Origin of the sequence: Pseudomonas sp. MWU13-3659, from assembly GCF_023757525.1 — a bacterium.
In the GTDB taxonomy this organism is placed as follows: domain Bacteria; phylum Pseudomonadota; class Gammaproteobacteria; order Pseudomonadales; family Pseudomonadaceae; genus Aquipseudomonas; species Aquipseudomonas entomophila_E.
In genome coordinates this window covers 1-23,964 of record NZ_JAMSHW010000009.1, presented here as the reverse complement: position 1 = coordinate 23,964, position 23,964 = coordinate 1, and the positions used below count along the sequence as shown (strand labels likewise).

Genomic DNA, 23,964 nt, shown 5'->3' with positions numbered 1-23,964 from the left:
TTTGCCAGGCCTTTCAGGGGTCGCTATGAGAGATGTGGCGCCAGGGAGATCAAGCGCGCAGCAAGACTATTGCATTACAATCCGCGCCAGCCCAAAGCCGCACCTCAGGACCCCTCATGGACGAACCCGCCCAGCACTGGCTACATGCCCTCTCCGCCCCCATGGCCGCCCTGAACGGCGCCAGCTACACCGCCCCCGACTACTTCGAAGACGAAGACCAGACAGACCTGGAACGTTGGTGGGGCATCAGTACCCGCGCCCAGTTGCTCGACATGCTCAGCATGGCCGACAACGGCCACGCCACCGAACTGAGCGAAGCCTACTGGCAGTACCAGCGCTGCCTGCCCAGTCAATGGCAGGCCCTGCTCGAAACCCTGCCCGTACGTGAACGCATCCGCCACCAGTACGCCGCACGCACCTTCCCCGACTGCGGCCCCGGCGGCACCCGCGCCTGGGACCTGGGCCGCATGAGCTACCTGCTGCGCGCCGGAGTCAAGAAAGGCCTGGTCAGCCGCGAGGAAAGCCTCTACCTCCACTACCGCCTGGCCTTGCGCGCCCGCCACTACTACAACCGCTGGGACAGCTACCTGGCCGGCTACCTGTTCGGCAAGGCACTGTGGAACGCCAACGGCAGCAGCGATGAAACACTGGCTGCCAACCTCGAGCGCCAGGGCAGTGAGCACTGGAACCGCTGCATCCTGCTCAACCTGCGTCATGGTGCCCACGCCTTGTTCGCCGAGCTGCCCTGGGACCTGCCCCTGCCCGAGCCACAACGCCCCACAACGCTGGAAGAGGACTGCTGGTCATGAGTTGCTGGATTCGCCTGGGGATCGAACCCACCCAGGACCTCGATGCCATCCGCCTGGCTTACCGCAGCCGGCTGCCCTCGCACCACCCCGAAACCGACCCGGAAGGTTTCAAGGCACTGCGCGAAGCCTACGAGCAAGCCCAGCGCCTGGCCCGCGAACGCGCCGCACCAGCGCCTGACGACCTGGAGCCCGAGGCCGAGCACGCCGCCGTGCATCCTGCGCTGCAAGCCTTCCATAGCCTGCTCGAAGCGCCGGCTACCCGTTTCGATCCGCCCGCCTGGCAGCGCTACATCGACGAACTGGACACACTGCCACTGGACGAACTGGAGGACCTGAGCTGGCACCTGCTCGCCACCCTTCGCGACGCCGGTCCGCTTTCGCATCGCTGCGCCAGCTTGCTGGCCCACCGCCTGGGTTGGGCGCAACAACTGCTGCGCCTGGAAAACCCTCATGAGGTGGAAGCCTTCCTCGACCGCCTGGAAGAGCCCGACCCCTACGACACCGCATTGATGCGCGATTGGCCGCCCAGCGCCCAGCTGGAAAGCCTGTGGTATTTCCGCAGCCTCGAATACTGCTACCAGCAGCACCCGCTGTTCGAATACAAGCAGTTCGTCAACGTGCACACCTGCCTGGCCATCCCCGACGACCCTGCCCTGATGCAGCGCCTGCTGGTGCAGTTCAGCCAGGCGGGCATCGGCAGCCGCGCCTTCCATGGCCAACTGCAGGAGCGCCTGCAGCAGGCACCCAACGACATCGACCTGCTTTACCTGCTGGCACGCCAGGCCCATGCCCTGGACGCCGAACAGCAAGCCCTGGACTGCTGGCTGCGACTGTACCGCGAACACCAGCACCCCCAGGCCGAACGGTGGCTGATCGACCTGTGCGCACGCCATCAACCGCAGCGCCTGCCCTTGTTGATCCAGGCCTTCGACCACCTGCACATGCCCGCCTCCTGGCCCACCGACCTGGCCGACCCGGCCCAGGCCTGGGGCAGCCCGGCGCAGACGCCGCAGACCTTGGCACGCTGGGCGGAAGCCGCGCGCCTGGAGCTTGGCGGGATTGCCGGCACCTTTGTCGATTGGCGCCTGGACGGTGACGACGAGCTGCCGCTGCTGGCCTGGTTGCTACACGAGCAGCACGACCGCGAACTGCACCACCTGTACTGGCAAGCCTGGGCCCTGCAACGCGGCGAAGCAGGCCTGTTGCGCCAGATCCTGTCGCGCCAACCGGGCGAGGACCCGCTCGACGCACTGATCCTGGAAGGTTTCCAACGTCAGGCCGCGCAACACCTGCGCTGGCTCGAGCAATCGCCCGTGGTGCAGGCCCTGGTGCAGTTCTGCGCCAGCGAAGACCCTGCGCTCGAGCTGCCCGACGCACTGACCGAGGATGCCATTCGCCCGGTATGTCGCGAATGGCTGCGGCGCATGCGCGTCTATTCGGCCCAGGCCCTGCGCGCACTCAACAACCAGTTCGAGATGAGCCGCCTGTTCACCACGCCATTCGCCCTGCCTTTGCAGGGCCGCCTGGCCGAGGACGGCGTGCTGTTGCCAGCGATGCCTGACGGCGAGGCCTTGTGGGCCTGGCATCGCCAGCAGTTGTTCATGCTCGCCCTGATGGAGCAGCAATCACGCTGGCTGGCCCTGATCGACCCGGCCTTGCCCAGGCAGTTGCAGTACCCCGCCGACCACCCCTTCGCCGAGCAGCACGCGCAGCTCCTGCAGGCGCTCGATGCCCCCGAAGGCAGCAAAAGCCTGCCAGAGCTCACCGTGTCCACGCCCCTGCAGACCCTGCAGCAGGCCCTCGACAGCGCACGCCTGCCCAGCGCCGCGCAACTGGCCGCCTGCCTGGACAATGAAGATGGCCGCCTGCTCGACGAGAGCCCGCTGAGCTACCTGCTGTTCTGCGCGGTGCTGTACCACGACCGCTCGGTGGGCGAAGAGCAACGCACGCGCCTGCGCAACCGGCTTGAAGCCATGGCGCTGCATGGCGCCTGGTTCGAGCCGCTGCGCCGCGGGCTGGTGAACGGCAAGGCCGGAAGGCCGCCAGCCGAAGTTCTGCGCAGCCAGGGCATCGACAGCCACGCGTTCAAGGATGTGATGGACGCGCTGAGCAGCCTGCTCAACGACTGCACGCCACCCAAGCCCAAGGCGTTGTGCGCCCTGCAGAAAATCAAGGACGATACCCGGCAGTACCCCGGCCTGCGCTGCGCCAGCATGGCCGTGCTGTCCTGGGCAGAGCGCATGCTGGGCAACGACCTGAAACAGCCGCCCGCCCCCTTCTGGTCATTCTGGAAGCTCAACAGCTGCCTGAACCGCACTGGCTTCGCCGTGCACCTGGTGGCCGCCGTGCCATGCAGCGCCATGGCCCTGAAGTTCCCGGCACTGATGGCGGTGGTGGCGGTGCTGATGATCAGCGCCAGCCTGCGCCGCTTGCGCGACCTCGGCCGGGGTGTACCGACCCTGCTGCTGTTATTGGTGATCAGCCGGGTGCTGCCATTCGTGATGCTGGTGCTGCTGGGCCTGCCCGGCAACAAGCTGCCAAACCGGTACGGGCCGCCGCCAGGCAAGGGCATGCCGATGGAAGGTGGCCTGCAGGCCACCTTGCGGCGTTTGAACGGTCAGTAGCGCAGCTCGTCGAGCGCTTGGCTCAATGCCAGGCGCTCGCGGCTGATCTCACCGGCCTGCTGCCTGGCCAACACCGCGTTGAATGCATCCAGCCAACTGCCGATCTGCTCGCGCTCATCGCCCAGGCTCTGCATCCAAGCCCGCTCCAGGCGGGCCAGCAGGGTGCGGTTGGCCAAGGTGTCGCGCGGGTGGATCTTCAGGCGCTCCAGCCGCTCCTGGCTGACCTGGCGCGCTTCGGCGTCCAGGCCGGTGGGGCTGCGGTCGATGCTGTGGCTGTGTTTCTGGCCACTTTCGAGGAAGGTCACGTCCACTTCCAACAGGCCGTTGATGTCGTAGCTGAAGCGTACATCCAGCGACTGGATCGCACCTGTCTGCTGCAACGGCACCACGAAGCTGTCGACCAGGATGTTGTCACGCACCCAAGGGCGCTCGCCCTGATACACGGCAATGCGAATGGACGCCTGTTCGGGGTGGCTGCTGTAGAAGCGCTGGACCTTCGAGGTCGGAATCACCGTGTTGCGCTCGATGATCGGCGAAAAAGCCCCGGTGACGTCTTCGCCGCGCGAGGAGGCAATGCCCAGGGTGTAGGGGCAGACATCGGTCAGGATCAGCTCGTCGATCGCCGCGTCGCGCGCCTTGCAAGCGGCCTGGCTGGCGGCCCCCAGGGCGACGATGGTGTCCGGGTCCAGGTGCCGGTACGGCAGGCGACCGAACAGTTTGGCCACCAGCTGCTGCACCTGCGGCATCCGCGTGGCGCCACCGACCAGCACCAGGCTGTCCAGTTCGCGCGGGCTCAGCCGGGCATCGCGCAGGGCCTGTTCGATGGGGGTGCGCACCCGCGCCAGCAACGGCGCCCAGATCGCTTGCAGCTTCAGGTCGTCCAGCACCCACTCACGGGCCTGGCCAGCACCACTCCAGTACAATGTGCGGCTACCCTCGCCCGCCTCGCGCTTGAGCTGCTCGATGGCATCATGCAGGCTGGCCAGGGCTTGCGGGTCCAGGCTTTCGGCCTTGAGGTTCCAATCGTGCAGGCAAGCTTGCAGCAGCGCGTCGGTGAAATCCTCGCCACCCAGGTAGTTGTCACCGGTAGAGGCATGCACCTCGATCAACGGCAAGGCGTACTCGAGCACCGTGACGTCGAAGGTGCCGCCACCCAGGTCGAAGACCAGGGTGCGTTCGAACTTCTGCTCGTGGAGGCCATAGGCCATGGCGGCGGCGGTTGGCTCGTTGATCAGCCGTTGCACCTTGAGCCCGGCCAGCTCGGCGGCAAACACTGTGCGCTTGCGCTGCTCGTCGCTGAAATAGGCAGGCACCGATATCACCGCCTCACTCACCGGGCAGCCCAGGTACGCCTCGGCGTCCTGCTTCAATGCGCCCAGCACCAGGGCCGACAGCTCTTCAGGCGTGAAAAGGTGCTCACCCAGCGAGTAGAGCTTGTCACTGCCCATGAAGCGCTTGAAGGCGCCCACCGTGCGCTGCGGGTGGGTGGTCAGCCGGGCCCGGGCAGCCTGGCCGACCAGGATGCTGCCATCGTCATCGACACTGACCACCGAAGGGGTCAGCACTTCGCCCAGGGCATTGGCGATCAGGCGCGCTTCGCCATCCTGCCAGACCGCGATCAGGCTGTTGGTGGTCCCCAGGTCGATGCCCAGGAGCGGGGTGGATTGTGTAGAAGGCGTAGAGAGGCTGGCATCCTGCATGGTCGGTCTCTTGCTTGCGATAAGAACCGGCGCAGGGCCTGCTGGCCACGTGCGGCGGACAGGGGGCATTCTGGCGCAACGCCAGAAACAAAAAAAGCGACCCTAAGGTCGCTTTCTCTGTAGCTTCAGGGTGTTCAGTGGGCCCTTGAAGCTGAATATGGCGCGGCGGACGGGACTCGAACCCGCGACCCCCGGCGTGACAGGCCGGTATTCTAACCGACTGAACTACCGCCGCGCTATACATCGAGTGGTGGGTGATGACGGGATCGAACCGCCGACCCTCTGCTTGTAAGGCAGATGCTCTCCCGGCTGAGCTAATCACCCTTCGTCTCGGTGTGGCGCGCATTCTACGGAGGACCCTGTACCCTGGCAAGCACTTTTTTCAAAAAAATCAAAAAAAAATGCCAGGCCTTTCAAAGACCTAGCTGCGCCGGGCTTTTCCCTCCTTATATATGCCTGCTGGCCCTCTGACAGGGCTGGCCTCGAATCACCGCTCGGAGAATAATGCCCGCCTTATGCATTAAGGAGAGATTGCCCCTCATGTGGTTCAAGAACCTGCTGACCTACCGCCTGACCCAGGATGTCCCGTTCGAGCCTGAAGCGCTGGAAGCCGCCCTGGCCAGCAAGCCGGCCCGCCCCTGCGCCAGCCAGGAGCTGACCACCTACGGCTTCGTCGCTCCGTTCGGCAAGGGCGCCGACGCTCCCCTGGTACACGTCAGCGGTGACTTCCTGCTGATCGCCGCGCGTAAAGAAGAACGCATCCTGCCCAGCAGCGTGGTCAACGACGCGGTCAAGGAGAAGGTCGAGGAAATCGAGACCGAGCAGATGCGCAAGGTCTATAAGAAGGAGCGCGACCAGATCAAGGACGAGATCATCCAGGCCTTCCTGCCGCGCGCGTTCATCCGCCGCTCGATGATCTTTGCCGCCATCGCCCCGCGCCTGGGCCTGATCCTGGTCAACTCGGCCAGCGCCAAGCGCGCCGAGGACCTGCTGTCGACCCTGCGCGAAGTCATGGGTTCGCTGCCGGTGCGTCCGGTGACCGTGAAGGTGGCCCCGGCCGCGACCATGACCGACTGGGTCAAGTCGCAGCAAGCCGCCGAAGGCTTCTATGTGCTGGACGAGTGCGAACTGCGCGACACCGGCGAAGACGGCGGCATCGTGCGCTGCAAGCGCCAGGACCTGACCGGTGAAGAAATCCAGCTGCACCTGAGCACCGGCAAGGTGGTCACGCAACTGGCCCTGGCCTGGCAGGACAAGCTGTCGTTCGTGCTCGACGACAAGACCGTGATCAAGCGCCTGAAGTTCGAGGAGCTGCTGCAGGAGCAGGCCGAGCAGGACGGCGGCGAAGAAGCCCAGCAGCAGTTCGATGCAAGCTTCACCCTGATGATGATGACCTTCACCGAGTTCCTGCCGGCGCTGTTCGAGGCGTTGGGGGGCGAGGAAATTCCCCAGGGCGTCTGAATCGGCCCTTTCGCCGGCAAGCCGGCTCCTACTTGACCCCGTAGGAGCCGGCTTGCCGGCGACACCGTTGATCCACCCGGCTTGCACCCGCACCTACAAATGTGCACTATAGTGCGCACTGTGAGGACGACCTCACGACGCAGTGCGTGATCGCTTCGGGGACGGCCCCATCGTTAACAATGATGGAGACTCACCATGTCCTGGATCATCCTGTTCTTCGCCGGCCTGTTCGAAGTCGGCTGGGCTGTCGGCCTCAAGTACACCGACGGCTTCACTCGCCCCATGCCTACCATTCTCACAGTCGGCGCCATGGTCATCAGCCTCGGCCTGCTGGGCCTGGCCATGAAAGAGCTGCCGCTGGGCACCGCCTATGCCATCTGGACCGGTGTCGGCGCGGTCGGCACGGTGATCGCCGGGATCATCCTGTTCGGCGAATCGATGGCTTTGGTGCGCCTGGCCAGCGTTGCGCTGATCATCACCGGCCTGGTCGGCCTGAAGGTCAGCGCCAGCTGACCTCCACGTCCCTCCCCTTCAACGCATATCGCCGCGCAGCAGGCTGACCTGCTCGCGCAGCGCCTCGGGCTGCGCCGCCTCCACCGGGATGGCGGCGCCGGCCACGATGGTCACCCGCGACCACAGGCGCTTGAAGAAGCCCTTGTTCGGGTCGCGACTGAAGAAACTGCCCCACAGCCCCTGCAACGCCAGCGGAATCACCGGCACTGGTGTCTCCTGCAGGATGCGGTTCACCCCACCCTTGAACACATCGATCTCACCGTCGGCACTGAGCTTGCCCTCGGGGAAGATGCACACCAGTTCGCCGTCGGCCAGGTACTGGGCAATTCGAGCGAAGGCGCGCTCGTAGGTGGCCTCGTCTTCGCCGCGCCCGGCGATGGGGATCGCACCAGCGGTACGGAACACGAAGTTGAGCACCGGCAGGTTGTAGATCTTGTAGTACATGACAAAGCGCACAGGCCGGCGAATGGCGCCGCCGATCAGCAGCGCATCGACGAACGACACGTGGTTGCACACCAGCAAGGCCGCGCCCTCGTCGGGGATGCGCTCGAGCTCGCGGTGCTCGACCCGGTACATCGAATGGCTGAGCAGCCAGATCAGGAAGCGCATGGTGAACTCGGGCACGATCCTGAAGATGTAGGCGTTCACCGCGATGTTGAGCAGCGACACCACCAGGAACAGCTGCGGGATGCTCAGTTTTGCAACGCTCAGCAAGACGATGGTGACGATCGCCGAAACCACCATGAACAGGGCGTTGAGGATGTTGTTGGCAGCGATCACCCGGGCCCGTTGATCCTCTGGGGTACGCGCCTGGATCAGCGCATACAGCGGCACGATGTAGAAACCACCGAAGATACCCAGCCCGACGATGGACAGCATGATCCACCAGGCCTGGCTCATGCCCAGCAACGCCAGCCAGTCATGGGGCACGGCGCCGACCGGCACATCGCCCGAATGCCACCACCAGAGCAAACCGAACAGGGTCAGGCCGAAGGAGCCGAACGGCACCAGGCCGATCTCCACCTTGCGGCCACTCAAGCGCTCGCACAGCAGCGAGCCGATGGCGATGCCTACCGAGAACAAGGTCAGCACCAGGGTGACGACGGTTTCGTCACCGTGCAGCCAGTCCTTGGCATAGGCCGGGATCTGCGTGAGGTAGATGGCACCGACGAACCAGAACCACGAGTTGCCGACGATCGAGCGCGACACCGCCGGGGTCTGCCCCAGGCCCATGCGCAGGGTGGCCCACGACTGGCGGAAGATGTTCCAGTCCAGCTTCATCTGCGGCGCGGCGGCAGCGGCGCGGGGGATCCAGCGGCTGGCCAGGTAACCGAGCACCGCGGTGCCCACCACGCCGATGGCGGCCACCGTGGCGTAGTTCGACGACGACATCATCACCCCGGCGCCGATGGTGCCGGCGAGGATGGCCAGGAATGTGCCCATCTCCACCAGGCCGTTGCCCCCCACCAGTTCCTCTTCACGCAGGGCCTGGGGCAGGATCGAATACTTGACCGGGCCGAACAGCGCCGAGTGGGTGCCCATGGCGAACAGGGCCACCAGCATCAGCTCCAGGTGGTGGGTGACGAAGCCGGTCGCACCGATGGCCATGATGACGATCTCGGCCAGCTTGATCGCGCGGATCAACCTGTCCTTGGCGAATTTCTCGCCAAACTGCCCGGCCAGGGCCGAGAACAGGAAGAACGGCAGGATGAACAGCAGCGCGCAGAGGTTGACCCAGATCGAGCGGTCGCCTTCCAGGCTCAGCTTGTAGAGGATCGCCAGGATCAACGACTGCTTGAACAGGTTGTCGTTGAAGGCACCCAGCGACTGGGTGATGAAGAACGGCAGGAAGCGCCGCTTGCCGAGCAGGGTGAATTGCGAGGGGTGACTCATCGTCCTTGGTACCTGGTTGGGCTTTGTCATTGGAGGCACGCCGGGCGCGCGAAGCCACAAATCTGCACGGGAATGCCCGGTCATGGCAACCTTACTCGACACGCTGGAAAGACCGCCAGGGCGATGGCAGACTGCCAGGCATCGAAAAAGGCCGCCCGTGCAGGGCGCATGAGAGAGGCAGGGCGCAACGCAAGCCTCTCGGCAGGACGCCCCCAGGAAATGGAAACAGAAAGACCATGAATGAAGACAAGCGGTTGGCGGCGATGATCGACGCGGCCACCGAAGCCACGAAGTCGGCGAAGAACACCACCGACCTCCTGACTATCGTGGGCCATTTCGTTGACTACAAGGGCAAGCTGCAGTTCGAGTACAAAGCCGAATGGCAAGCGGTCCTGGCCTTCGCAGTCCTGGCGATCGTCGCCCTGGCGGCCAACTATCTGGGGCCTTGGGCAATCCTGATATGGCTGTCCGAAGCCTGGGGTTTCACACCGTCGACCTGCGCCTGGATCATCGCGGGGCCAAGCATCCTTTTCGTCACCAGCACGCTTTCCTACATCGTTCGCGGCCGCAACCTGCTGCCCGAGCTGTCCAAAGCACTGGCCCTGCGCTCAAGCCGGATCACCAGCGGCCTTGAGGAAATCGACACGCCTCCCGAAGCGCTGCTGCGCCAGTTGCAGCAATCCTTCAGTGATTATGCGCGAGGCAACCACAGCCGCCAGATACAGCTCGCATTGAAAGGCTGCTTCAAAGGCCCTCGGCACACCCTCGCCTACCAGTACATCGACCTGGAATACGTCGACAGCCGTGAACAGACCTACACCGAGACAAACAGCAAGGGCGAAACCGTGACCCGGTCCCGAACCGTCTACCACCACTATCGACGCTACAGCCTGGTGGTGGATTTTCCGTGGGTGCAAGGTATCGCCGTGTGCAGCGACCAACAGGACAAGATCGACCTCGCCCACACCTATCAAACCACCTCGAGCGCCTTCAACCGCACACTCACCCTCAGCGGCACGAGTGCGATGGCCTGCGCCCGGTTCGCCAAGCCTGTCACGGTACTGCACCTGCTGACCATGACCGCGCGCCTGCGCAACCCCAACCTGGAATTCGCCGCCAACGGCGCCGGGCTCTGCCTCAGCTTCGACGATGACAACCTCATCGACTTCAAGATGCCGGGTGACTTGAGCAACCCAGGAGCCTTTTACAAGGCTGTCGAAGCTGGCATCGACTTGCCGGCGCTGACCACCCTGCTGGAGGTGATCCACGTGCTCGCCGAGCAACATGACGACAACTTCGAATCACCCACTGCAACCGCCATTCACAGGGAACACTGACAATGGATCTACCCGTCATCATCGGCATTACCGTCGCCGTTCTGGGCCTGCTGGCCGTGATCAGCTACTACAACGCAATCATCGGTGGCCACAACCGCGCGCAACGGGCCTGGGCCGATGTGCTGACCTACGAGCGGCAGAAGAGCAAGGTACTCGACGGCCTGCAGCCGCACGTCAGCCATTATCAGGACTACGAACACAACCTGATGAGCGAGATCACGCGCCTGCGCAGCGCCGTCGCCGAGCTGCCGAGCGCGGCCAACGGCAATTCGCTGGTCGCCGCCGAGAGCGCCACCCGCTCGCTGCTCAATGGCCTGCGCGTTGCCGTCGAAGCCTACCCTGACCTCAAGGCGTCCGAAGTGCTCGGCAACTTCATGCGGGAAATCGCCGAACAACAGGAAAACGTCGGTGCGGCGATCGTCATCTTCAACGGCGAAGTGGAGCGCTTCAACAACAGCATCCAGATGTTCCCGGGCTCGATGGTCAATGACATGCTGAACCACAAGTCGCCGATCACCCCGTTCACCGACGCAGAAGCTTCAGGCAGTTTCAGCTACACGCCCAACCTCTGAGTGAACGCCCGCCGTCATTGCCGGGCAATGCAAGGCGAGACGAACAGCTCGCCACGCCATGCCCCGCGCAGGGTGCGGCTGGCCACCAGCAGCCACAACAGGGCCAGCGCCACCACCAGCACCTGGCCGAACACGCTGAAGAAACCCAACCCCAGCCAGGCCGCCAGCTTCAGGGTGGCCAGGCAGTACACGCCCAGCGGGAAGGTGAAGCCCCACCAGCCCAGGTTGAACGGCATGCCCTGGCGCATGTAGCGCAGGGTGATCAACACCGCCGTCAGCAGCCACCACAAACCGGCGCCCCAGAGCACGATCCCGGCCACCAGGCCAAGGCCCCGGGCCACTTCCCCCAGGCTGCCCAGGCCATTGGCGGCGAACACCGCCGGTGCATCGCTCCCCAGCACCAGCATGCCCAGCGCGCCGGTGCCGATCGGCCCCAGCGCCAGCCAGCTGGACGCCGCCATGTTGGCCGGCGGCAGCTTGTGCAGGGCCATGCGCAGCATGAGGATGGTGAGGATGCTGAAGGCCACCGGCAACGACACCGCCCACATCACGTAGCTGGTGATCACCACCAGGAACTGCCGATGCACATCCACCAGGTGCGGCGCCAGCAGCCCGCCACTGGCCGCGGCCACTTCGGCCGCCACCACCGGCAACAGCCACACCGCGGTCATCTGGTCGATGCTGTGTTCCTGGCGGGTGAACATCAGGTACGGAATGGCCACGCCGCACAGCAGCGCCAGGCCAACGTCCAGCCACCAGAGCATTTCGACCCACGGCACCACGGCCTCGCCCCACCGCGCCAGGCCGAATACCAGCGCACCGTTGAGAATGGTGGCCAGGCCCATGGGGATGGTGCCGAAGAACATCGACACGGTGGAGTGGGCGAAGATCCGCCGCGCCTCGTCGAAGAACAGCAGCCAGCGTGCGCCATACAGGACACAGAACAGGACGAACAGGCCGATGGTCGACCACCACAGGCCCTCGGCCACGGCATCGAGCAGTGGCACCTGGACTTGATGCAGGGCCAGCGCCAGCACGCCAGTCCCCATGGTCGCGGCGAACCAGTTGGGGGTGAACTGGCGGATCACCTCGCGGGGATGGGCCAACTGGCTGAAGGGGCGCCACGACGGTGCGCGAGTCTGGGTGCATGGCATGGGATGTCTCCTGGCCTTGTGTAAGGTGGAACTATCTTATGCCCGTAGAGAATATCCATATAACGGGTAATTTCTCTATCTGTTATCTATTTTGCAGATATAGCGCACCCCATAGCCCTTGGAATATGCTTGGCGACTGCCCCACCCAGACCAGGACGTCGCAATGCTTGCCGCTCTCAAAGGCTACCCGAAGCCGGTACGCCTGCTGTTGCTCACCACCTTCACCTTGACGCTCGCCCGAGCCATCACCCTGCCCTACCTGGTGGTCTACCTGGCCGACAACTTCCAGCTCTCGGTCGGCCGCATCGGCCTGCTGATCGGCGGCGCGCTGATCGTCGCTTCGCTACTGAGCCTGTACGGCGGGCACCTGGTCGATACCGTGCGCAACCATACGCTGGTCATCGCCAGCCTGCTGATCTTCGCGCTGGCCTTCGCCGGCGCCATCGCCAGCCCGTCGGCGGCGCTGTTCTTCCTTTGCCTGGTACTGATCAACCTGACCCTGGCCATGGTCGACATCGCTGCCAAGGCGGGCTTCTGCGCCCTGCTGCCGGTGGAAGCGCGCGCGGAGGTATTCGCGATCAAGTACACCCTGAGCAACATCGGTTATGCCGTCGGCCCGATGCTTGGGGTGGCCATGATCGAAGTGGACGGCCACCTGCCGTTCGTGGCGTCCGCGCTGATCGGCCTGGGCATGTGCCTGGCGTACCAACGCCTGGGCGCCCGTGGCCTGGAGGCCCGCGCCGAAACACAGCCCAGCGCCGGCTTCGCCCAGGTGGCATTGGGCCTGGCCCGCGACCGGCGCCTGGTGTGCTTCACCTTGGGCGGCGTGCTCAGCGCCGTGGTGTTCGGCCAGTTCACCGCCTACCTGTCGCAATACCTGGTGGTCACCAGCAGCCCCGAGGAGGCGGCACGGCTGGTCGGGTACCTGGTGACCACCAACGCCGTGACGGTGATCGCCCTGCAGTACCTGATCGGCCGGCGCATCAATCGGCGCCGTCTGATGCCCTGGCTGATGGCCGGCATGGCGATGTTCGTCGCGGGCTTGCTGGGCTTCTCCCTGGCCGGCTCGGTGCTGGCGTGGTGCATCGCCATGCTGGTGTTCACCTTGGGCGAGATCATCGTGATTCCGGCCGAATACATGTTCATCGACCTGATTGCGCCTGAACACCTGAGGGGTGTCTATTACGGGGCGCAGAACCTGGGCAACCTTGGCGCGGCGCTGGGGCCGGTGCTGGTGGGGGCGGCGCTGGGGTACCTGGTGCCGGGGGCGGTGTTCTATCTGCTGATCGGGTCGGTGATACTGGCGGCGGTGTTCTATTGGTTGGGTACACGAAGCGTGGTGCAATAGGCGGTGACGATTGCAGGAGCGGGGTTACCCGCGATGCAGCCAGCACTGAGCATGGCCCCGGCTCCGCCGGTGATCGCGGGTAAACCCGCTCCTACAGGCTGTGCCATGCCCTCCCCCCTGCGACGTCCTGCCACTGCGACCATGGTCTGCGCTGACGAACCCGCCCTCGCGTGCCAGACTGATTGATCGGGACCGCGTTCTATTTTTTGCTCCGGAGTTTGCATGTCGTTGTCCAGCGGGCTGATCGCCGTGGTCGCCCTGGCCTATATGGCCATCATGTTCGCCATCGCCTTCTATGGCGACCGCCGCAGCACGCCGCTGCCGCCGCGCCTGCGCGCCTGGGTGTACAGCCTGTCGCTGGCGGTGTACTGCACCAGCTGGACCTTCTTCGGCGCGGTCGGCCAGGCCGCCGAGCAGTTGTGGGCGTTCCTGCCCATCTATCTCGGGCCGATGCTGCTGCTGATCTTCGCACCCTGGGTGGTGCAGAAGATGGTGCTGATCAGCAAGCAGCAGAACATCACCTCCATTGCCGACTTTATCGCCGCCCGCTACGGCAAGTCGCAGACGCTTGCGGTGGTGGTGGCGCTGATCTGCCTGGTCGGCGTGCTGCCCTACATTGCCCTGCAGCTCAAGGGCATCGTGCTGGGAGTGAACCTGCTGATCGGTGCCAATGCCGACGCCACCGGCAGCCGGGTGCAGGACACCGCGCTGGTGATCTCGCTGGTGCTGGCGCTGTTCGCCATCGTCTTCGGTACCCGCAGCCTGGACGTTACCGAGCACCACCGGGGCATGGTCCTGGCCATCGCCTTCGAGTCACTGGTCAAGCTGCTGGCGTTCCTCGCCGTGGGTGCCTTCGTGGTGTTCAACCTGTATGACGGCTTCGACGACCTGTTCACCCAGGCGCGCCAGTCGGTGCACCTGGAAAGCTACTGGCAGGAGACCATCAACTGGCCGTCGATGGTGGTGCAGACCGCCGTGGCGATGATGGCGATCATCTGCCTGCCACGGCAGTTCCACGTCACCGTGGTGGAGAACATCGAGCCCCAGGACATGCGCCTGGCGCGCTGGGTGTTCCCGCTGTACCTGGCGCTGGCCGCGCTGTTCGTGGTGCCCATTGCCCTGGCCGGGCAGATGCTGCTGCCGGGCACGGTGATCTCCGACTCGTTCGTCATCAGCCTGCCGCTGGCCGAAGCGCATCCGAGCCTGGCGCTGCTGGCCTTCATCGGCGGCGCCTCGGCGGCCACCGGCATGGTCATCGTCGAGGCGGTAGCGCTGTCGACCATGGTCTCCAACGACATGCTGCTGCCCTGGCTGTTGCGGCGCAACAACGCCGAGCGGCCGTTCGAGGCGTTCCGCCACTGGATGCTCTCGGTGCGCCGGGTGACCATCGTGGTGATCCTGCTGCTGGCCTACGTCAGCTACCGCCTGCTGGGCTCCACCGCGAGCCTGGCGACCATCGGCCAGATCGCCTTCGCCGCGGTCACCCAACTGACCCCGGCGATGCTCGGCGCACTGTACTGGAAGCAGGCCAACCGCCGCGGCGTGTTCGCCGGCCTCGCCGCCGGCATCTTCTTGTGGTTCTACACCCTGGTCCTGCCCATCACCGCCCATAGCCTGGGCTGGTCGCTGTCGCTGTTCCCTGGCCTGGCGTGGCTGCACGGCAACCCGCTGAACCTGCCGATCACACCCCTCACCCAAGGTGTGGTGCTGTCGCTGGCGGGCAACTTCACCCTGTTCGCCTGGGTATCGATCCTGTCGCGCACGCGGGTCTCCGAGCACTGGCAAGCCGGCCGCTTCATCGGCCAGCAGACCAGCGCCAGCCCCTCCAGCAAACCGCTGCTGGCGGTGCAGATAGACGACCTGCTCAAGCTCGCCGCGCGTTTCGTCGGCGAGGAGCGAGCCCGGCAGAGCTTCATCCGCTTCGCCTACCGCCAGGGCAAGGGCTTCAACCCCAACCAGAACGCCGACGGCGACTGGATCGAACACACCGAGCGCCTGCTCGCCGGGGTGCTCGGCACCTCCTCCACCCGCGCGGTGGTCAAGGCGGCCATCGAAGGCCGCGAGATGCAGCTCGAGGACGTGGTACGCATCGCCGACGAGGCCAGCGAGGTGCTGCAGTTCAACCGCGCCCTGCTGCAGGGCGCCATCGAGAACATCAACCAGGGCATCAGCGTGGTCGACCAGAACCTGCGCCTGGTGGCGTGGAACCGCCGCTACCTGGAGCTGTTCAACTACCCCGACGGCCTGATCAGCGTCGGTCGGCCGATCGCCGACATCATCCGCTACAACGCCGAGCGCGGCCTGTGCGGCCCGGGCGAGGCCCAGGTCCACGTGGCCCGGCGCCTGCACTGGATGCGCCAGGGCCGCGCCCACTCTTCCGAGCGGCTGTTCCCCAATGGCCGGGTGATCGAGCTGATCGGCAACCCGATGCCTGGTGGCGGCTTCGTCATGAGCTTTACCGACATCACCCCGTTCCGTGAAGCCGAACAAGCGCTGCGCGATTCCAACGAAAGCCTGGAACAGCGGGTCGCCGAGCGCACCCACGAATTGTCGCAGCTCAACCAGGCGCTGACCGAAGCCAAGAGCCGCGCCGAAGCGGTCAGTCAGTCGAAGACCCGCTTCCTCGCCGCCGTCAGCCATGACCTGATGCAACCGCTCAATGCCGCACGGCTGTTCTCGGCGGCCCTGTCGCAACAAGCCGAGGGCATGAACGACGAAGCCCAGCAACTGGTGCAGCACATGGACAGCTCGCTGCGCTCGGCCGAAGAACTGATCAGCGACCTGCTGGACATCTCGCGCCTGGAAAACGGCAAGGTCACCCCGGACGCCAAACCCTTCGCCCTCAACGAGCTGTTCGACACCCTGGGCGCCGAGTTCAAGGTGCTGGCCGCCGAAAAGGGCCTGGAATTCCGCCTGCGCGGCAGCCAGCTGCGGGTCGACAGCGACATGAAGCTGCTGCGCCGGATCCTGCAGAATTTCCTCACCAACGCCCTGCGCTACGGCAAGAGCCCGCTCCTGCTCGGCGTGCGGCGCCAGGGCGAGCGCTTGTGGCTGGAGGTGTGGGACCGCGGCCCGGGTATCGCCGACGACAAGCTGCAGGTGATCTTCCAGGAGTTCAAGCGCCTGGACAGCCACCAGACCCGCGCCGAGAAAGGCCTGGGCCTGGGCCTGGCGATTGCCGATGGCCTGTGCCGGGTACTGGGGCATCAGCTGGAAGTGCGCTCATGGCCAGGCAAGGGCAGCGTGTTCCGCGTCAGCGTGCCGATCGCCCACAGCCCGGCGCCCGTCGCCGTGGCCCCCGTGGAGCAGGCCGGCCAGCCCCTGGCCGGGTTGCAGGTGCTGTGTGTCGACAACGAAGACAGCATCCTGATCGGCATGAACAGCCTGCTTGGGCGCTGGGGTTGCCAGGTGTGGACCGCGCGCAACCAGGCTGAATGCGAAGCGCTGCTGGCCGAAGGGCTACGCCCGCACCTGGCCCTGGTGGACTATCACCTGGACGACGGCGAGACCGGTACCGGCTTGATGGGTTGGCTACGCGCGCGCCTGGGCGAACCTGTGCCAGGCGTGGTGATCAGTGCCGACGGGCGCAACGAAACCATCGCCATGGTCCACGCCGCCGGCCTCGACTACCTGGCCAAGCCGGTCAAGCCGGCCGCCCTGCGCGCCCTGCTCAATCGGCATCTGAGCCTGGTTCAGTAACGGCTTCGTCCGCCAGCGCCCGTTCGATCAGTTCGCTGGGCAGGCTCTTGCTGGCGCGGGCGCCGAGCAGCTTGAGTTGTTCGCTGCGGCTGACCAGGTTGCCGCGCCCTTCGCAGAGCTTGTTGCGCGCCGCGGCGTAGGCCTTGTCCACCTGGGTGAGACGAGCGCCCAGTTCGTCCAGGTCCTGGATGAACAGCACGAACTTGTCATACAGCCAGCCCGCACGCTCGGCGATTTCGCGGGCGTTCTGGCTCTGGCGTTCCTGCTTCCACAAACTGTCGATGACCCGCAGGGTGGCCAGCAAGGTGGTTGGGCTGACGATCACGATCTGCCGGTCGAAGGCTTCCTGGAACAGGTTGGGCTCGGCCTGCAGCGCCGCCGAGAACGCCGCCTCGATCGGCACGAAGAGCAAGACGAAGTCCAGGCTGTGCAACCCGTCCAGGCGGTTGTAGTCCTTGCTCGACAAGCCTTTGACATGGTTGCGCAGGGACTGCACGTGCTGCTTGAGCGCAGTCTCGTCGTTGTTGCCGACAAATTGCTGGTAGGCGGTGAGGCTCACTTTGGCGTCGACCACCACCTGCTTGTCGCCGGGCAGCATGATCAATACATCGGGCTGGAAGCGCTCGCCATCGGCGCTCTTGAGGCTGACCTGGGTCTGGTACTCGCGGCCCTTCTCCAGGCCAGCATGCTCCAGCACCCGTTCGAGGATCAGCTCGCCCCAGTTGCCCTGGGTCTTCTGGCCCTTGAGCGCCTGGGTGAGGTTGGTGGCTTCGTCGGAGAGGCGCAGGTTGAGCTGCTGCAGGCGCTCGAGCTCCTTGCCCAGGGAAAAACGCTCGCGGGCCTCCTGCTGGTAGCTTTCCTCGACGCGCTTCTCGAAGGCCTGGATGCGCTCCTTGAGCGGATCGAGCAATTGCCCCAGGTGCTGCTGGCTGGTCTGGGCGAAACGCTGCTCGCGCTCGTCGAAGATCTTTGTCGCCATCTCGGCGAACTGGGCACGCAGGGTGTCACGCGCCTCCTGCAGGTCTTCAAGGCGTTGCTGGTGGCTCTCCTGCTGCTCGCGCAGTTCGGCCTCCAGGCGCGCGGCCTGCGCCTCCAGGCGACGCAGTTCGGCTTCACGGTTGGCGCGCTCCAGGCTCCAGGCGTGGGCGGCGTCGCGGGCGTTGTCACGGTCGATCTGCAGCAATTCGAGTTCACGGCCCTGAGCGGCGAGCTGGGTCTGCTTGACGGTGTTGGCCTCACTGAGGTCGCTGATCTCATCGCGCCCGGCCTCCAGTTGCGCCTGCAACCCGGCCTGGGCCATCTGCGCGGCGTTCAGGCGCTCCTCGAGCAGCGCCTGCTCGGCCCTGCGCGCGCCCTGACCACGCTGCACCTGCATGACCCAGCCCAGGCAGGGTACCGCGCCGGCCACCAAGCCCAGCAGAATGCTGGTCAGATCCACTGTCATGCTTACCCCGATCTAACGTTGACGATTGCTGCGCAGCTTATCAGCCCGATTACGAGGTTGCCTGCTAGCCGTGTGTAGGAGCGGATTCATCTGCGATGCGCCGCGTGCCGGCGCTCGGTCCCAATGGTCCCATCACGCCCTCGCCGGGCAACTTGGACTCCATCCAAAATTGCGAAATGCCAGGGGCGCAAGGTGCTCGCCGGCAGAGGTGTTGCGTTAGTGCAATCGAGCGCCGCCCAGGCGGCGCATCGCGGATGAATCCGCTCCTACAGCAACAACCGCCGGGCTTCCTGCGACCCCTGCCCAGCCGCCAGCTCCAGCCAGTAACGGGCCTGCTCCGGTTCCTGCGCCAGGCACAACCGGCCGTATTCCAGTTGCGCTCGGCGGTCACCGGCACGCGCGGCCTGGCGCAACAGGTCATGGCCGATACGCCGGTCCCGGGCGTTGTCGCAGTCATGGCAAAGCATCTGGCCCAGACGGCTCTGGGCCACCACCACGCCCTGGCGCGCCGGCTGCTTGAGCATGCGCCCAGCCAGGTGCTTGACGCTGGGTTTGTCACCTAGGCGCGGGTTGTCGAGCAGCCACAGGGCCACTTTCAGGGAAAAACGTCTTGGGGATGGCAGCACAGGCAATGCAACAGGACTGGCGAGGTGTTTACCGCGAAGCTTCATGACCGACAGCGATGGTGACTCGAGAGGCGCGCCACTCTACTCCTTTTTCACGATCGTGACGTGTTCGACTTTTGGCCACGCACAAAAATATTCAATGTTTTTTTCTTGACGTTTCACAGCTACCCACGTGTGACTTCCAGCATGGAACCCGATTGTCGGACAGTTCATGAAACTGCTGGCACGCCCGTCCTAGAGCAAGCGCACGGGACAATCCACAGAAGCTGTGGATAACTCGGTGGACAACCACTCTACACAGCCCGCAAACCCCTGTGAAATGGGGCTTTCAGTCAAACTGTCGATTTTTTCACCAGCAAAAATTAGTGTTTTTTTTCATTGACTTAAGCCCCCAGTCAAGGCATTGGCGAGCCATCCACAACCTGTTGCAAGGGGGTTACAAGTGCTCGCCCGAATGTGTACAAGTGCACCATCAAACGGCACGCCCATGCACGAAATCGGTACATCCGAGGGATTGCCGGGGTATTCACCCCTCTTCACAGCCGCCTCGGGAAGCGACATAATGGTCGGCTTCGCGCAATAAACATCAAAAACTTGCAACCCCTGAATCATTCGTGTAGGGTTGCGCCCTGTTAGTACCCAGCTGAAAGTCAATTCTGGCCACTCAGTCCTTGCAGCCCAGCGCTGCCCCATCGGGACCGGCCCATTCGATGATTCACTCGGCGGCTCACGCTGCTCAAGCACGAATCACGTTTCAGATTGATCAGGATCTTCCCCGGCGCCTCGAACCCTGGCCCCGGTGTGCTGCCTGCCTTCTGTCGTACCTACCAGTCAGCCCAGCGCCACCTATTGCATGCGCCCCTCTGGCTGCCCTGTTCCAGTCAGGTTCTGCATCTCCTTAATAAAGATGTCACTGGAACGTTTCTATTGTGCACGGATCAAAAGCCGTGTCTTACGCAGGAACATCCAACAATATGAGTAACCATCAACAGATCCAGGTTGCCTTCGGCACCCTTTCCAAAGCCTTCGCTCCACTGAAGTGCCTTATCGTTGCCCCACGCAAGGGCAGCTTCAGCTTCACCCTGGTCGACGAACATGGCATCGCCTGCCACTCCGAGCGCCTCTACCCGGACCAGTACACCCGTGCTGAACCGCTCCAGGCCGTGATCGAGCGCACCCGCCAATCGCTGACCGCATGAACGAATGGCGGCAGATTCACACCATGAATGCATGCCCCGCCAAACTGCCTGAAGGGCCCCGGCTTAATTGCCTGCGGGCATATGCCCCGCACCCTCAGGCAGCAATCGATTTAAAAACAGCCCTTTACACCACGATTATCACACTACACTTCAACTCGAGCGGCTGCGGTCGCTTCCGGCGGGCCTGACCACTCACCAGCTGCCAAGCTCCAGCGCCCGTCGGCCCTTTCCATAACAAGGGCATCCTGGGCGAGGGCATCATGGGCATCGCTGCGACCGAGTTGAGCCGGTATGTGATCCGGCCAACCCTGATCTACCTGAACCGCCACTCTGAAAGCGCCGAAGCTTTGTTACTGGGCGTTGCCGCAAGCCAATCGGCGCTGGGCTCGGCACTGCATGATCGCCGTGGCCATGGCCTGTACCGCATCGGTGAACAACGCCATCAATCGGTGTGGGACGACTTTCTCGCCCGCGACCCCGAGCTCGCCAGCCTGGTCCGAGGCCTGGCAAGCCAGCATGCCTTCCTCGGCGGCCCGCACCTGGAACTGACCGTCAACCTGCGCTACGCCACGGCTATCGCCTGGATGCTGATCGAAGAACAGGCCTCCCCCTTGCCACCCGCCGACGACGTGCTGGGATTGGCGAGAATCTGGCGACAGACCTTCAACCCTCAAGGGCGGCTACGCGATTTCACCCTCGCCTGGCACCACTGCATCACCCCGATGCTGGCCCAGACTTCCTGAGCGCCATCTCCCTGGAAGACCGGAAAAAAAGGAATTTTGGTCGGATTGTCCTACAAAACCGCTCTATCTCCTGTGTTACAGGCTATAGCGTGGAGCGAGATTTGTTGGTAGCTTTTCGCCCCGGAGATCCCAAGGAGTTTCTAATAATGAAAAAAGCAATGCTCAAAACCTCCCTCGGTATTGCCGTTGCCCTCGCTTCCAGCCACTTGCTCGCCAGCGGTTTCGCGCTGAACGAACAAAGTGTCAGCGGCATGGGGACAGGTTTCGCGGGTCGTTCTTCATCTGCCGAAGATGCCAGCACGGTCTTTGGAAACCCGGCGGGCATGTCGCGCCTGAAGCGCGAGCAAATTACCGTGGGTGGCGCAGCCGTCATCGCCAAATCCGATATTTCGGGCCGTGGAAGCAACCTCGGGGGGGAAACCGATGGTGACATGGTGCCGTTCGTCGGTGTGCCAATGGGCTACTACGTCAAGCCGCTGGACAACAACTGGAGCGTCGGCTTCGGTGTGTACGTTCCGTTCGGCCTGGTGACCGACTATGGCAGTGGAGACGCCGCACGTTACTGGGGCAAGAAGAGCCACGTAGAAGTGGTCACCTTCCAGCCCACCGTCAGCTACGCCTTCAACGACAAGGTTTCGATCGGCTTCGGTCCGACCATCAACCGCATCAAGGGCGAGCTGGGCTCGAACACCATCAACCCGTTCACCCCGGGTCGCAACGATGGTGAAGTGAAGATCAAGGGCGACGACACCGCGGTCGGCTACAACATCGGTATCCTGGTACAGGCCACCGATCACACCCGCCTCGGCCTGACCTACCACTCGATGGTGGACTACAAGCTCGAAGGCAAGACCAAGATCAACAACGCGCTCATCGGTCCCTACAGCGGCAGCAAGTTCGATGCCGACCTGAAGATCAAGACCCCTGAGTCGGTGGACTTCTCGGTCACCCACGAGCTCGACGACCAGTGGACCCTGTACGCAGGCACCACCTGGACGCGCTGGAGCCGCCTGAAGGACATCACGGTGAACAACGATGTTCCGGCAGCGCTGCGCGCGCAGTTCGGCACCATCAGCGAAGAGCAGAACTGGCATGACACCTGGGCTGGCGCCGTTGGTGCCTCGTACAAGGTGAACAAGGAGTGGACCCTGCGCACTGGCTTCTCCGTCGACCAGTCGCCGACCAACAACCACGACCGCTCGCCACGCATCCCCACTGGCGATCGCAAGATCTTCAGCCTGGGTGCCGGTTGGAGCCCGAACGACGACATGACCATCGACGTGGCTTACTCCTACCTGTGGGAAGAAGACACCAAGGTCAACCTGGCAAGCCCGACCAAGGGTACTTACCAGGCCAAGTACGAAAACAGCGCTCACGGCCTCGGTGCTTCCCTCACCTACCGCTTCTGATTCGCTCGCGCTGCATGAAAAAACCGCCTTCGGGCGGTTTTTTCATGCCTGCACGCGCCAGGTATCGCCGAGCTGTTCTTCCAGATACGTCATGAACGCCCGGACCTTGGTAGTCATCGCGAAGCGATCGGCCAGGCACAGGTACACCTCCATGGGTTCGGTCTGGGCATAGGCCTGCTGGCCGTGAGCACTGAACTCGAACAACGGCACCAGCCGGCCAGCCTCCAGGTGCGGGCGAACGATGAACTCGGCCAGGCGGGTGATACCGCCATCGTTCAAGGCCATCTGGGTCAAGGCATCGATGTCGTCGCTGATCAGCACCGGGCCGAAGGGCGCTTCAAAGCGCAACCCATCGCGCACAAAGCCCCAGGGCAGGAAGCGCCCGTCCACCGGGTAGCGGAACACCAGGCATCGATGATCGCGCAGGGCCTCTGGGCTGTCCGGCCAGCCGGCGCTGGCCAGGTAGCCGGGTGATGCGCAGCAGATGAAGGGAATCCGCGCAATGTGCCGGGCCAGCAGATTGTCCTCCAACTGCGGCGTGATGCGCAGGCTGACATCGATATCCTCGCGGGCGTGGTTGACCTTGCGATCAGTCGTTACCAACTCTATTGAAAGCTGCGGATAGCGTGCGGCAAAGGCCGGAATCATCGGCGCCAATATGTGCCGGCCGAAAGCCGAGGTCGATGCGATGCACAGGCGCCCCTGGGGCTCGCTATCGGGCGTGCTCAATGCCTGTTCGGCCCTTGCGAGGTCGCGATCGATCTCACGGACGCGCTCATAGTAGAGGCTGCCAGCGGCGGTCAAGGCCATGCTGCGAGTGGTGCGCGACAGCAGGCGGACCTGCAGGTGCGCCTCGAGCCGGGCCAGCGTCTGGCTGACCGCCGCCGGGCTGATCCCAAGCGCACGAGCACCGCCTGCGATGCTGCCGGCCTCGACCACCTTGATGAAGCTACGGATAGCGTTGAGCAGGTCCATCGCATTTTCCTGAGCATTCGTAAGATTTTATTTATAAAGAACTCATCGAACGAGGTCTACAGCGGGCCGGGTGGCCATTGCTAACCTGCGCCTCCACTCAAGCGAACGGGGTTTCCATGAACGAACTGTCTGCACCACGTAGCCGGCGCAAGCTGCGGCCGGGGGCCATGCCCTACGTCTTCGCCTTCTACATGTCGGCGATCATGGCGATGCTGATGTGCTTTGTGATCACGGCGGCCAATGGCGGGGTTGGTGGCGATTATCTGGGGAGTGTGCTCAAGGCTTATCAGTTGGCGATGCCGGTGGCGTTTGTCTGTGTGCTGGTGGTGCGGCCGGTGGTGGTTCGGTTGGTGGCGTTGACGGTGGATTTGCGCTGAGGGGATCGGCTTCGGCTTCGGCTTGTTAGAGTGTGGGTTTGGAATTTTTGGAGCATATCCATTGGCGATGGTGACGCTGAT

18 protein-coding genes and 2 tRNA genes are annotated in these 23,964 nt (G+C 64.1%); 12 read left to right on the top strand and 8 right to left on the bottom strand.

Translation table 11 applies throughout. The features are described 5' to 3' along the window. Positions 1–116: 116 nt before the first annotated feature. Together NGM28_RS13330 and NGM28_RS13325 are read left to right on the top strand one after the other, a co-directional pair. On the top strand, positions 117–809 hold the full coding sequence (locus NGM28_RS13330) for a DUF1266 domain-containing protein (RefSeq protein ID WP_240066215.1): 693 nt from the start codon (positions 117–119) through the stop codon (positions 807–809). After that, positions 806–3,433 carry a DUF805 domain-containing protein gene (locus tag NGM28_RS13325; protein WP_252090468.1) on the top strand — a complete coding sequence of 876 codons (2,628 nt, stop codon included), beginning with the start codon at positions 806–808 and terminating at the stop codon, positions 3,431–3,433. Before NGM28_RS13330 ends, NGM28_RS13325 begins: the two co-directional genes overlap by 4 nt. Here the strand turns inward: NGM28_RS13325 and NGM28_RS13320 are convergent. The 3 genes from NGM28_RS13320 to NGM28_RS13310 form a co-directional block, all read right to left on the bottom strand. Next, positions 3,427–5,133: a molecular chaperone HscC gene (locus tag NGM28_RS13320; RefSeq protein ID WP_252090467.1), complete on the bottom strand. Its 1,707-nt coding sequence runs from the start codon at positions 5,131–5,133 to the stop codon at positions 3,427–3,429. The genes NGM28_RS13325 and NGM28_RS13320 overlap by 7 nt on opposite strands. Positions 5,134–5,291: 158 nt before the next feature. After that, positions 5,292–5,368 (bottom strand) — tRNA-Asp (locus NGM28_RS13315). Positions 5,369–5,381: 13 nt separating this feature from the next. Then, positions 5,382–5,457 (bottom strand) — tRNA-Val (locus tag NGM28_RS13310). Positions 5,458–5,673: 216 nt separating this feature from the next. On the opposite strand from NGM28_RS13310, the gene rdgC reads away from it, so the two are divergent. Both rdgC and sugE read left to right on the top strand, forming a co-directional pair. Continuing rightward, positions 5,674–6,594, top strand: coding sequence for a recombination-associated protein RdgC (gene rdgC, locus NGM28_RS13305; RefSeq protein WP_240066218.1), 921 nt, complete (start codon positions 5,674–5,676; stop codon positions 6,592–6,594). 195 nt (positions 6,595–6,789) lie between these two features. After that, entirely contained in the window at positions 6,790–7,107 is a 318-nt protein-coding gene (gene sugE / locus NGM28_RS13300; protein ID WP_240066219.1) for a quaternary ammonium compound efflux SMR transporter SugE, read from the top strand. 18 nt (positions 7,108–7,125) lie between these two features. Here sugE and NGM28_RS13295 read toward each other — a convergent pair whose 3' ends face one another. Then, positions 7,126–9,000: an MFS transporter gene (locus NGM28_RS13295; RefSeq protein ID WP_252090466.1), complete on the bottom strand. Its 1,875-nt coding sequence runs from the start codon at positions 8,998–9,000 to the stop codon at positions 7,126–7,128. 236 nt (positions 9,001–9,236) lie between these two features. On the opposite strand from NGM28_RS13295, the gene NGM28_RS13290 reads away from it, so the two are divergent. Together NGM28_RS13290 and NGM28_RS13285 are read left to right on the top strand one after the other, a co-directional pair. Beyond that, positions 9,237–10,337: a hypothetical protein gene (locus tag NGM28_RS13290; RefSeq protein WP_252090465.1), complete on the top strand. Its 1,101-nt coding sequence runs from the start codon at positions 9,237–9,239 to the stop codon at positions 10,335–10,337. 2 nt (positions 10,338–10,339) lie between these two features. After that, positions 10,340–10,909 carry a LemA family protein gene (locus NGM28_RS13285; RefSeq protein ID WP_252090464.1) on the top strand — a complete coding sequence of 190 codons (570 nt, stop codon included), beginning with the start codon at positions 10,340–10,342 and terminating at the stop codon, positions 10,907–10,909. Positions 10,910–10,923: 14 nt separating this feature from the next. Here the strand turns inward: NGM28_RS13285 and NGM28_RS13280 are convergent, their stop codons facing one another. Further along, positions 10,924–12,063: a TDT family transporter gene (locus NGM28_RS13280; protein ID WP_252090463.1), complete on the bottom strand. Its 1,140-nt coding sequence runs from the start codon at positions 12,061–12,063 to the stop codon at positions 10,924–10,926. Positions 12,064–12,226: 163 nt separating this feature from the next. Here NGM28_RS13280 and NGM28_RS13275 point away from each other — a divergent pair, with 163 nt between their 5' ends. Both NGM28_RS13275 and NGM28_RS13270 read left to right on the top strand, forming a co-directional pair. Then, the gene (locus tag NGM28_RS13275) at positions 12,227–13,411 is read left to right on the top strand and encodes an MFS transporter (protein WP_252090462.1); all 1,185 of its coding nucleotides are present in this window, start codon (positions 12,227–12,229) and stop codon (positions 13,409–13,411) included. A 222-nt stretch (positions 13,412–13,633) separates the two neighbouring features. After that, on the top strand, positions 13,634–17,110 hold the full coding sequence (locus NGM28_RS13270) for a hybrid sensor histidine kinase/response regulator (RefSeq protein WP_252090461.1): 3,477 nt from the start codon (positions 13,634–13,636) through the stop codon (positions 17,108–17,110). Here the strand turns inward: NGM28_RS13270 and NGM28_RS13265 are convergent. After that, positions 17,082–18,440 carry a DNA recombination protein RmuC gene (locus NGM28_RS13265; RefSeq protein WP_240066268.1) on the bottom strand — a complete coding sequence of 453 codons (1,359 nt, stop codon included), beginning with the start codon at positions 18,438–18,440 and terminating at the stop codon, positions 17,082–17,084. The genes NGM28_RS13270 and NGM28_RS13265 overlap by 29 nt on opposite strands. A gap of 380 nt (positions 18,441–18,820) precedes the next feature. Next, on the bottom strand, positions 18,821–19,225 hold the full coding sequence (locus tag NGM28_RS13260) for a tetratricopeptide repeat protein (protein WP_240066226.1): 405 nt from the start codon (positions 19,223–19,225) through the stop codon (positions 18,821–18,823). Between the two features lie 929 nt (positions 19,226–20,154). On the opposite strand from NGM28_RS13260, the gene NGM28_RS13255 reads away from it, so the two are divergent. From NGM28_RS13255 to NGM28_RS13245, 3 genes are all read left to right on the top strand, one after another. Then, the gene (locus tag NGM28_RS13255) at positions 20,155–20,379 is read left to right on the top strand and encodes a hypothetical protein (RefSeq protein WP_011532690.1); all 225 of its coding nucleotides are present in this window, start codon (positions 20,155–20,157) and stop codon (positions 20,377–20,379) included. Positions 20,380–20,639: 260 nt separating this feature from the next. Next, positions 20,640–21,122: a hypothetical protein gene (locus NGM28_RS13250; protein ID WP_240066227.1), complete on the top strand. Its 483-nt coding sequence runs from the start codon at positions 20,640–20,642 to the stop codon at positions 21,120–21,122. Positions 21,123–21,268: 146 nt separating this feature from the next. After that, positions 21,269–22,531, top strand: a complete 1,263-nt coding sequence (locus tag NGM28_RS13245) for an OmpP1/FadL family transporter (protein WP_240066228.1) — start codon at positions 21,269–21,271, stop codon at positions 22,529–22,531. A gap of 42 nt (positions 22,532–22,573) precedes the next feature. On the opposite strand, the gene NGM28_RS13240 is transcribed toward NGM28_RS13245, so the two are convergent. Continuing rightward, the gene (locus NGM28_RS13240) at positions 22,574–23,506 is read right to left on the bottom strand and encodes a LysR family transcriptional regulator (protein WP_240066229.1); all 933 of its coding nucleotides are present in this window, start codon (positions 23,504–23,506) and stop codon (positions 22,574–22,576) included. 116 nt (positions 23,507–23,622) lie between these two features. On the opposite strand from NGM28_RS13240, the gene NGM28_RS13235 reads away from it, so the two are divergent. Further along, positions 23,623–23,883, top strand: coding sequence for a DUF2798 domain-containing protein (locus NGM28_RS13235; protein ID WP_213659964.1), 261 nt, complete (start codon positions 23,623–23,625; stop codon positions 23,881–23,883). The last annotated feature ends 81 nt before the right edge of the window (positions 23,884–23,964 follow it).

Excerpts from the sequence above, each read along its gene's own strand:
- NGM28_RS13330 (WP_240066215.1), top strand. The coding sequence starts at position 117 with ATGGACGAACCCGCCCAGCACTGGCTACATGCCCTCTCCGCCCCCATG.
- NGM28_RS13325 (WP_252090468.1), top strand. The coding sequence starts at position 806 with ATGAGTTGCTGGATTCGCCTGGGGATCGAACCCACCCAGGACCTCGAT.
- NGM28_RS13320 (WP_252090467.1), bottom strand. The coding sequence starts at position 5,133 with ATGCAGGATGCCAGCCTCTCTACGCCTTCTACACAATCCACCCCGCTC.
- rdgC (WP_240066218.1), top strand. The coding sequence starts at position 5,674 with ATGTGGTTCAAGAACCTGCTGACCTACCGCCTGACCCAGGATGTCCCG.
- sugE (WP_240066219.1), top strand. The coding sequence starts at position 6,790 with ATGTCCTGGATCATCCTGTTCTTCGCCGGCCTGTTCGAAGTCGGCTGG.
- NGM28_RS13295 (WP_252090466.1), bottom strand. The coding sequence starts at position 9,000 with ATGAGTCACCCCTCGCAATTCACCCTGCTCGGCAAGCGGCGCTTCCTG.
- NGM28_RS13290 (WP_252090465.1), top strand. The coding sequence starts at position 9,237 with ATGAATGAAGACAAGCGGTTGGCGGCGATGATCGACGCGGCCACCGAA.
- NGM28_RS13285 (WP_252090464.1), top strand. The coding sequence starts at position 10,340 with ATGGATCTACCCGTCATCATCGGCATTACCGTCGCCGTTCTGGGCCTG.
- NGM28_RS13280 (WP_252090463.1), bottom strand. The coding sequence starts at position 12,063 with ATGCCATGCACCCAGACTCGCGCACCGTCGTGGCGCCCCTTCAGCCAG.
- NGM28_RS13275 (WP_252090462.1), top strand. The coding sequence starts at position 12,227 with ATGCTTGCCGCTCTCAAAGGCTACCCGAAGCCGGTACGCCTGCTGTTG.
- NGM28_RS13270 (WP_252090461.1), top strand. The coding sequence starts at position 13,634 with ATGTCGTTGTCCAGCGGGCTGATCGCCGTGGTCGCCCTGGCCTATATG.
- NGM28_RS13260 (WP_240066226.1), bottom strand. The coding sequence starts at position 19,225 with ATGAAGCTTCGCGGTAAACACCTCGCCAGTCCTGTTGCATTGCCTGTG.
- NGM28_RS13255 (WP_011532690.1), top strand. The coding sequence starts at position 20,155 with ATGAGTAACCATCAACAGATCCAGGTTGCCTTCGGCACCCTTTCCAAA.
- NGM28_RS13250 (WP_240066227.1), top strand. The coding sequence starts at position 20,640 with ATGGGCATCGCTGCGACCGAGTTGAGCCGGTATGTGATCCGGCCAACC.
- NGM28_RS13245 (WP_240066228.1), top strand. The coding sequence starts at position 21,269 with ATGAAAAAAGCAATGCTCAAAACCTCCCTCGGTATTGCCGTTGCCCTC.
- NGM28_RS13240 (WP_240066229.1), bottom strand. The coding sequence starts at position 23,506 with ATGGACCTGCTCAACGCTATCCGTAGCTTCATCAAGGTGGTCGAGGCC.
- NGM28_RS13235 (WP_213659964.1), top strand. The coding sequence starts at position 23,623 with ATGAACGAACTGTCTGCACCACGTAGCCGGCGCAAGCTGCGGCCGGGG.